Origin of the sequence: Duganella callida, from assembly GCF_004614165.1 — a bacterium.
In the GTDB taxonomy this organism is placed as follows: domain Bacteria; phylum Pseudomonadota; class Gammaproteobacteria; order Burkholderiales; family Burkholderiaceae_D; genus Rugamonas; species Rugamonas callida.
In genome coordinates, this window is record NZ_SPVG01000044.1 from 1 (window position 1) to 8,445 (window position 8,445).

Genomic DNA, 8,445 nt, shown 5'->3' on the forward strand with positions numbered 1-8,445 from the left:
GGCCTTGGCACGGGGCGCGCCGCCGCTGCGGCCGCCACCGCCGCCATTGCGGTGGCCGGGACCGCCGCTGCGCAGTTGGATCGGTTGCGGGCGCGCGCTCGGATCAGGTTCGAAACCGGGGATGATGTCACGCGGCAGGGTCTGCTTGATGAGCTTTTCGATGTCTTTCAGCATCTGGTGCTCGTCCACGCAGACCAGCGACACCGCCTCGCCCGTGGCGCCGGCGCGGCCGGTGCGGCCGATGCGGTGCACATAGTCTTCCGGCACGTTCGGCAGGTCGTAGTTGACCACGTGCGGCAGCTGGTCGATGTCGATGCCGCGCGCGGCGATGTCGGTTGCCACCAGCACCTGCAGCTTGTTGTCCTTGAACTCGGCCAGCGCCTTGGTGCGTGCCGACTGGCTCTTGTTGCCGTGGATCGCCATCGCCATGATGCCGTCCTTGCCCAGCTGCTCGACCAGCTTGTTGGCGCCATGCTTGGTGCGGGTGAATACCAGCACCTGGTGCCAGTTGTTGCTCTTGATCAGGTGCGCCAGCATCGGGTGCTTCTTGTCGCGGTCCACCGGGTGGATTTTCTGCGCGATGATCTCCGAGGTGGAGTTGCGGCGCGCCACTTCGATGGTGGCCGGCTTGTCCAGCAGGCCGTCGGCCAGCGCCTTGATCTCGTCCGAGAAGGTGGCCGAGAACAGCAGGTTCTGGCGCTTCGGCGGCAGGCCGGCCAGCACCTTGCGGATGTCGCGGATGAAGCCCATGTCGAGCATGCGGTCGGCCTCGTCCAGCACCAGGATTTCGATGTGCGACAGGTCGACCGTGCCCTGGTTCATGTGGTCCAGCAGGCGGCCCGGGGTGGCCACCAGGATGTCGACGCCATGCTTCAGCTGTTTGATCTGCGGGTTGATGCCGACCCCGCCGAAGATCACGGCCGAGTTCAGCTTGGTGTATTTGCCGTAGATGCGCACGCTTTCCTCGACCTGGGCCGCCAGTTCGCGGGTCGGGGTCAGGATCAGGGCGCGGATCGCGCGCGGCGAGGTGTTGTTGGTCAGCCTGGTGCCGATGGCGTCCGTCGACAGACGGTGCAGCAGCGGCAGCGTGAAGCCGGCGGTCTTGCCGGTGCCGGTTTGCGCGCCTGCCAGCAGGTCGCCGCCGTTCAGCACTGCAGGGATGGCCTGCAGCTGGATCGGGGTCGGCGAGGTGTAGCCGGTATCGGTGACAGCGCGCAGCAGGGCGTCGGACAAGCCGAGGGTATTAAATGACATGTTGACTATCTATAAAGATTTGCCTGTCGCCATGATCGGCGCCAGTCTCAGGCAATCGGTTATGTGTGGCTCGCGGGACGGGACTGGGCGCACGCCGCTGCCCGAGTATAACAGTTAAGTTCAACACGTGTTTCGTTGCGGAAATAAAAAAGGGCGCCGCAGCGCCCTTTTTTTGTAACAATCTGTCACCCGTTACGCGAACTGGTTCAGCAGGCCGACCATCTGGCCGAAGATTTTCGGGCTGCCGGCGATCACGTCGCCCTTGTACAGGTATTCAGACTCGCCGTTGAACTCGCCGACGATGCCGCCCGCCTCGGTGACCAGCAGCGCGCCGGCGGCGATATCCCAGGGCTTCAGGCCTTTTTCGTAAAAGCCGTCCAGGCGGCCGCAGGCGACGTAGGCCAGGTCCAGCGCGGCGCTGCCGGCGCGGCGGATGCCCTGGCTGCGCTCGGCCATGACGCCGTACATCTCCAGGTACTGATGCAGCGCCTTGGGGTTGCCGGTCTGATAACCGGTGGCCAGCAGCGCGTTGCTGATGCGGTCCAGCTTGCCGACACGGATGCGTTTTTCATTCAGGTAGGCGCCGGCGCCCTTGGTGGCGGTGAACAGGTCGTTGTGCACCGGGTCGTAGATGATGCCCTGGGTGATCACGCCGCGGTGCGACAGCGCGATCGAGATCGCGTATTGCGGGAAGCCGTGCATGAAGTTGGTGGTGCCATCGATCGGGTCGATGATCCAGGTGTATTCGGTCTCGTCGTGCGCATTGGCGGAAGCGCCGGATTCCTCGCCCAGGAAGGCGTGGTCGGGGTAGGCCTTGGACAGCACTTCGATGATGGCTTGCTCGGCGGCCTGGTCGACGTCGGTGACGAAGTCCTTGTTGTTCTTCTCGGTCACGATCACGCGATCGATGTCGAAGGAAGCGCGGTTGATGACGGCGGCGGCGCGGCGCGCGGCTTTCACGGCCGTATTGATCATTGGATGCATGGGCTTTTCCGTAAATAAAATGCTAACGCCCACCGGGGGATTTCCAGCCCGGCGGCACGACAGGAGACAAAATGACAAAGAGCAGGGCGGTGTCAACAAGGTAGAATTCTGTCTGAATTCCCGTTTTCACACCGCGCAATACCGCTATTTTAAATGAACCTGCCGCAAATCAACACGAATCTTTTCAAACATCTGCGATTTATTCTGGTCGAGACTAGCCGCGCGGGCAACATTGGCGCGGTGGCGCGCGCCATGAAGACCATGGGCTACAGCGATCTGGTGCTGGTGACGCCGCGTTTCGAGGGCGCGCTGCAGGACCCGGAAGCGGTGGCGTTTGCCAGCGGCGCGCAGGATATCCTGGCCGGCGCGCGCGTGGTCGGCAGCATGGCCGAGGCGCTGGACGGCATCAATTTCGCCGCCGCCGTGTCGGCCCGGCTGCGCGAGTTTTCGCCGCCGGTGCTGTCGCCGCGCCAATTGTCGACGCAGCTGGCGGCGCAGCCGGCGCTGCGGGCGGCGGTCATTTTCGGCAACGAACGCTTTGGCCTGCCGAACGAGCTGGTCGAGAAATGCAATGTGTTGATCAATATTCCCGCCAATCCCGAGTATTCCTCGCTGAATCTGTCGCAGGCGGCGCAGGTGGTGGCCTACGAATGCCGCATGGGCGTGCTGGAAGGCGCCGGCATCACCCACACGCCGCGCCTGCCTGCCGGCGATGCCAGGGAAGTCGGCTTCCACGGCGAGGCCGCCAGCCTGACGCAGATCGAGGGCATGTACCAGCACCTGGAGCAGGCGCTGGTGCATATCGGTTTCCTCAATGCCGACAACCCGCGCAAGCTGATGCCGCGCCTGAAGCGGCTGTTCGCGCGCGCCCAGCTGGAGAAGGAAGAGGTGAATATCCTGCGCGGCATCGCCCGCCAGATGATGAAGGACGAGCAATGAGCTGGGATTATCCGGACCCGCACACCATCGCCGTCTCGCCCGGCGCCGCCGACATCGACGGTCTGGAGCACACCAACAACGCGGTCTACGTGCAGTGGTGCGAAAAGGCCGGCTGGTCGCATTCGGAACGCCTGGGCCTGAACCTGGCCGATTACCGCCGCCTGGACCGGGCGATGGCGATCCGCCGCTCGGAATACGACTATCTCCTGCCGACCACGGCCGGCGAGGCGCTGACCCTGGCCACCTGGCTGGTCGGCAGCGACGGCAAGCTGGCCATGGAGCGCCGCTTCCAGCTGGTGCGCGACAGCGACGGCGCCACCGTGCTGCGCGGCCGCTGGGAGCTGATCTGCATCGAGATCAGCAGCGGCCGCCCGCGCCGCATGCCGCCGGAGTTTTGCGACATCTACAACCCGGCGGTGCTCACGCCCGTCAGTATGTAATCGACGCCGGCCAGGAAGTCGGCGCGGTCGTCGTGCACGCGCAGGCGCGCGGCAATGCCGCGGGTAAACGGGAAATGCACGGCGTCCAGTTGTGCCCAGCCGTCCGCCACCGCGCCCAGGAAGTCGTCGCGCACCGCGTTGCGCGCGCGCGCCGTCTGCGCGTTGGCCGCGTTCTGGCCGGCCACGCCGATAATGTAGTGCAGCAGTGCGCTCACCGCCTGCCACTGTGCGGATTCGGCCACGCCCAGTGCGCGGATCTGTTGCCCCAAACTTTCCAGGATGCGCACCATCGGCAGCGCGGACGGCGCCTGCATCAGAGCCGAACCTAGCCACGGATGGCCGTCGATCGCGTCGAAGACCGCCAGCGCGATGGCGCGCACGGCCGTCTGCGGCGACGCGTCGGCTGCCGCCGCCACTGACGCGTCGGGGGCAGTCACCACCGGCGCGTCACCGGTTGCCGGCGCTGCGGGCGCCGGCAGCACGGCGGCCACGATGGCGTCGGCGGCGGCATTCAGCAGGTCGGTCTTGTTGTCGACGTGGTAGTAAATCGCGCCGGCGCCGGTCGCCAGCCGCTCGGCCAGGGCGCGGAAAGTCAAGCCGCTCTCGCCGGCGCCGTCCAGCAGTGCGATCGCTGCCTCGATAATGCGCTCCCGCGAGAGCGACGCTTCCCCGCGCTGCACGCGGCGTGTGTTCTTGATCATGGCGCATCTTGACACGGATGGCCACTTGCAGCAAGATTTGTGGAACATTGTTCCATAAGCGAAAAATGACCACCATTTCCATCATCGGTGCCGGACTGGGCGGCTTGTTGCTGGCCCGCGTACTGCATTTGAACGGCATCGCCGCCACCGTCTACGAGGCGGACGCCTCACCCGCCGCCCGCAGCCAGGGCGGCATGCTCGATATCCACGCTTTCAATGGCCAGCTGGCGCTCAAGGCGGCCGGTTTGTATGAAGCATTCCGCGCCATCGTCCATCCCGGCGGCGAGGCCACGCGCGTGCTGGCCGCCGACGGCAGCGTGTTGCTGGACCAAGCCGACGACGGCACCGGCGGCCGACCCGAAGTGCCGCGTGGCGAGCTGCGCCGCATCCTGCTCGCCGCGCTGCCGGCAGACACGGTGCGGTGGGGCCGCAAGCTGAGCGCCGTCAGTCCACTGGGCGATGGCCGCCACACGCTGCAATTCGCCGATGGCGCCAGCGTCACCACCGATCTGCTGATCGGCGCGGACGGCGCGTGGTCGAAGGTACGGCCGCTGCTCAGCGACGCCCGGCCGGCCTACACCGGCCTGAGCTACATCGAAACCAGCCTGAACGATGCGGACACGCGCCACCCGGCCAGCGCGCGGGCGGTCGGCGGCGGCTCGCTGTTTGCGCTGGCGCCCGGCAAGGGCATCCTGGCGCACCGCGCGCCGGACGCGGTGCTGCACGCCTACATCGCGCTGCAAAAGCCCGAGGCCTGGTTCGCGCAGATCGATTTTGCCGACCCCGCCAGCGCCAGGGCCCGCATCGCCGCCGAATTCGACGGCTGGGCGCCCGCGCTGACCGCGCTGATCACCGCCGCCGAGGCCCGCCCCGTGCTGCGCGTCATCAAGGCGCTGCCGCCCGATCACCGCTGGCCGCGCGTCCCCGGCGTCACGCTGCTGGGCGATGCCGCGCACCTGATGGCGCCATCGGGCGAGGGCGCCAACCTGGCCATGCTGGATGGCGCCGAGCTGGGCCAGGCCATTGCCGCCCATGCCGGCAACACCGAAGCCGCGCTGGGCGCCTACGAGCGGGCGCTGTTCCCGCGCAGCGCCGCCGCCGCGGCCGATGCCGATGCGCTGCTGCAAATCTGCTTCGGCGCGCAAACGCCGCGCAGCCTTCTAACTATGTTGATGGATGGTAATTTGAAAGCGAACTAGGTATATTCGCGCATATGTGCCAACCACCCCAGGAGTTCGCATTCATGCGCGCAGTTAATTCGCTCGGCCTCGCTCTGGCGCTGGCTTTCCCCTCGGTCCCAGTGCTGGCGCAAGCCACGCCGGCCACCTTCAACTTTGCCACCGCGCCCGGCCGTCTGCCGAAAAACGTGGTACCCGTCGAGTATGACATCGCCATCACGCCGGATGCCGCCGCGCACACCATCACCGGCAGCGAAACCATCCTGCTCGACTTCAAGGAGGCTAGCGCCACCATCCAGTTCAACACGCTGAACCAGAAACTGGACAAGGTGCTGCTCGATGGCCAGCCGGTCAAGGCGGTGGTCACGGACAACGACAAGCAGCTGACCACCATCACGCTGGCCCGCGCGGCCAAGGCGGGCAAGCACAAGCTGAGCTTCGCCTACACCGGCCAGATCGAGACCAAGCCGCTGGGCCTGTTCGCGCAGGAATACAAGACGCCGGACGGCGTCAAGGATGTGATGCTGAGCACGCAGTTCGAAGCCACCGACGCGCGCCGCATGTTCCCCTGCTGGGACGAGCCGGCTTTCCGCGCCGTGTTCAAGCTGACGGTGACCACGCCGGCCAAGTGGGCGGTGTATTCCAACATGCCGCAGACCGCGCGCAAGCTGCAAGGCGAGCTGGCCACCACCAGCTTCGCGCCGACGCCGAAGATGGCGTCGTATCTGGTCGAATTCTCGGCCGGTAATCTGGCCGAGATCAGCGCCGATCACAAGGGCACCCACTTCAACGTGGTGGCGGTGCGAGGCCAGGAGCAGGGCGGCCGTGCGGCGCTGGACAACGCCCGGCAGATCCTCGACGACTACAACGATTACTTCGGCGTGAAGTACCCGCTGCCGAAGATGACCTCGATCGCGGTGCCGGGCGGCTTCAGCGGCGCGATGGAAAACTGGGGCGCGATCACCTACAACGATCAGGTGCTGCTGGTCACGCCATCCAGCACCCTGGCCAACCGCCAGGGCGTCTACAGCACCCAGGCGCACGAAATGGCCCACCAGTGGTTCGGCGACCTGGTCACCATGGGCTGGTGGGACGAGCTGTGGCTGAACGAAAGCTTCGCTTCCTGGATGGCGGCGCACGAGACCGATCTGCGCAACCCGGCCTGGCGCTGGTGGGAGCAGCAGGACGAAAGCAAGGAAGAGGCGATGACGGCCGATTCGCGCGCCAGCTCGCACCCGATCGTGCAGCACGTGGTCAACGAGGTGGAAGCCACCAATGCCTTCGATCCGGTCATCACCTACAGCAAGGGCCAGGCCGTGTTGCGCATGCTGGAGACCCACATGGGCGCCGACAACTTCCGCCAGGGCGTACGCAGCTACATGCAAAAGCACGCTTACTCCAACACCTTCGGCGGCGATCTGTGGCAGGCGCTGGACAGTACCGGCAGCGGCAAGATCAGCGGCATCGCCACCTCGTGGACCACGCAGCCGGGCTTCCCGCTGGTGTCGGTGGCGGCCAGCTGCGCGCCGGACGGCAAGCGCACCATCAGCCTGACGCAGCAGCGCTTCCTGCTGCAGGGACTGGGCTCCGGCAAAGGCCACTGGCAGGTGCCGCTGCAGGTGCGCAGCGGCGGCGGCGCCGCGCATCCGCTGCTGTTCAGCGCCGACCGGCAGCAGGCCGACGCCGGCCGCTGCGACGAACCGCTGAGCGTCAACGCCGGCGCGGTCGGCTACTTCCGCGTGGCCTACGATGCGGCCACGCTGGCGCTGAACACGCGTCACTTCGCGCAACTGCCGGACGGCGACCGCATCGCCATGCTGGATGACCAATGGGCGCTGGTGGAAGCCGGCGCGGCGCCGCTGGACAGCTATCTGGCGCTGGCCTCGGCCATGGGCACCACGCAGAACGAGCGCGCCTGGCAGCAGATCACCGGCGTGCTGGGCACGCTGGAATCGTATGCGCGCGGCACGCCCGGCCACGCCGCGTTCATGCGCTACGCGCGCGCCATCGTCACGCCGCTGGCACGGCAACTGGGCTGGGACGGCAAGGCCGACGAGACGCCGGGCGTGCAAAAGCTGCGCCGCACGGTGCTGGCCGACCTGGGCGCCTGGGGCGATGCCGAGGTGCTCGCGGAAGCGCGCAAACGCTTCGCCGCCTTTGTGGCCGACCGCGCCACGCTGGCGGCCGATGACCAGGCGATGGTGCTGTCCATCATCGCCCGCAGCGCCAGCGCCGCCGACTTCGAGCAGCTGCACGCCATCGCCAGGGCGGCCGGCAACGAAACCGAGGTGCGCCGTTATTACGTGGCGCTGATGCAGGTGCGCGATCCGGCGCTGGCCGCGCAGGCCGGCGCCATCGCGCTGTCGGATGAAATACCGAAACAGGCCGGCACCCTGCGCGTTGCGCTGTTGGGCACGCTGAACGGCGCGCATCCGCAACTGGCCTGGGACCTGTTCACCCGCAACGTCGACGCCCTGATGGCGCCGTTCGGGCCGTTCAGCCAGCTGTATCTGAGTCAGTACGCGCCGGAGCAATTCTGGCGGGCGATGGCGCCGCAACAGATGGAAGCCTGGATCACCGCGCGGGTGCCGGCCGACATGGGCCCGCACCTGGCGCGCGGCATGGAGACGGCGCGCTTCAAGTACAGCGAGCAGGCCGCGCTGCGCCAGCAGATCGAGGCGCTGCTGGCCGCGCGCGGCTGAGCGCAGCGGCGCGCTTTAGACGTCTCCCTCTATTTTTGCCGCAAGGCCGCGCCGGGGCTTGGCTTACACTAGGCAAAAATATAAAACGGACGGAGACCATGACATCCCGCAGATCGTTGCTGAAGATCGGCGCGGCCGGCGCGCTCACGCTCGCTGCCGGCGGCGCCGTCTATCGCCTGGCGCATCCGCCGGGCGCCCACCGCTTCGCGCTGGAAGGCGGCGCCCAGGCCGTGCTCGACGCCGTGAT

General features: G+C 67.0%; 7 protein-coding genes. 4 read left to right on the forward strand and 3 right to left on the reverse strand.

The genetic code is table 11. From position 1 onward, the window contains the following. On the reverse strand, positions 1–1,254 hold a 1,254-nt coding region (locus E4L98_RS04895; protein WP_135200452.1), incomplete at its 3' end, for a DEAD/DEAH box helicase. Between the two features lie 192 nt (positions 1,255–1,446). Then, positions 1,447–2,229 carry an inositol monophosphatase family protein gene (locus E4L98_RS04900; RefSeq protein WP_135200459.1) on the reverse strand — a complete coding sequence of 261 codons (783 nt, stop codon included), beginning with the start codon at positions 2,227–2,229 and terminating at the stop codon, positions 1,447–1,449. Positions 2,230–2,391: 162 nt separating this feature from the next. Between E4L98_RS04900 and E4L98_RS04905 the strand changes: the two genes are divergently transcribed. Together E4L98_RS04905 and E4L98_RS04910 are read left to right on the forward strand one after the other, a co-directional pair. After that, positions 2,392–3,177 (forward strand): RNA methyltransferase, encoded by a 786-nt coding sequence (locus tag E4L98_RS04905; protein WP_135200453.1) that lies wholly within the window; start codon positions 2,392–2,394, stop codon positions 3,175–3,177. After that, positions 3,174–3,617, forward strand: a complete 444-nt coding sequence (locus E4L98_RS04910; protein ID WP_135200454.1) for an acyl-CoA thioesterase — start codon at positions 3,174–3,176, stop codon at positions 3,615–3,617. Before E4L98_RS04905 ends, E4L98_RS04910 begins: the two co-directional genes overlap by 4 nt. Here the strand turns inward: E4L98_RS04910 and E4L98_RS04915 are convergent. Continuing rightward, entirely contained in the window at positions 3,581–4,318 is a 738-nt protein-coding gene (locus tag E4L98_RS04915; RefSeq protein ID WP_135200455.1) for a TetR/AcrR family transcriptional regulator, read from the reverse strand. The two genes, E4L98_RS04910 and E4L98_RS04915, sit on opposite strands and share 37 nt — an antisense overlap. Positions 4,319–4,383: 65 nt before the next feature. On the opposite strand from E4L98_RS04915, the gene E4L98_RS04920 reads away from it, so the two are divergent. Then, positions 4,384–5,517: an FAD-dependent oxidoreductase gene (locus E4L98_RS04920; RefSeq protein WP_135200456.1), complete on the forward strand. Its 1,134-nt coding sequence runs from the start codon at positions 4,384–4,386 to the stop codon at positions 5,515–5,517. Positions 5,518–5,561: 44 nt separating this feature from the next. After that, on the forward strand, positions 5,562–8,198 hold the full coding sequence (locus tag E4L98_RS04925; protein WP_167761277.1) for a M1 family metallopeptidase: 2,637 nt from the start codon (positions 5,562–5,564) through the stop codon (positions 8,196–8,198). Positions 8,199–8,445: the final 247 nt, after the last annotated feature.

Excerpts from the sequence above, each read along its gene's own strand:
- E4L98_RS04900 (WP_135200459.1), bottom strand. The coding sequence starts at position 2,229 with ATGATCAATACGGCCGTGAAAGCCGCGCGCCGCGCCGCCGCCGTCATC.
- E4L98_RS04905 (WP_135200453.1), top strand. The coding sequence starts at position 2,392 with ATGAACCTGCCGCAAATCAACACGAATCTTTTCAAACATCTGCGATTT.
- E4L98_RS04910 (WP_135200454.1), top strand. The coding sequence starts at position 3,174 with ATGAGCTGGGATTATCCGGACCCGCACACCATCGCCGTCTCGCCCGGC.
- E4L98_RS04915 (WP_135200455.1), bottom strand. The coding sequence starts at position 4,318 with ATGATCAAGAACACACGCCGCGTGCAGCGCGGGGAAGCGTCGCTCTCG.
- E4L98_RS04920 (WP_135200456.1), top strand. The coding sequence starts at position 4,384 with ATGACCACCATTTCCATCATCGGTGCCGGACTGGGCGGCTTGTTGCTG.
- E4L98_RS04925 (WP_167761277.1), top strand. The coding sequence starts at position 5,562 with ATGCGCGCAGTTAATTCGCTCGGCCTCGCTCTGGCGCTGGCTTTCCCC.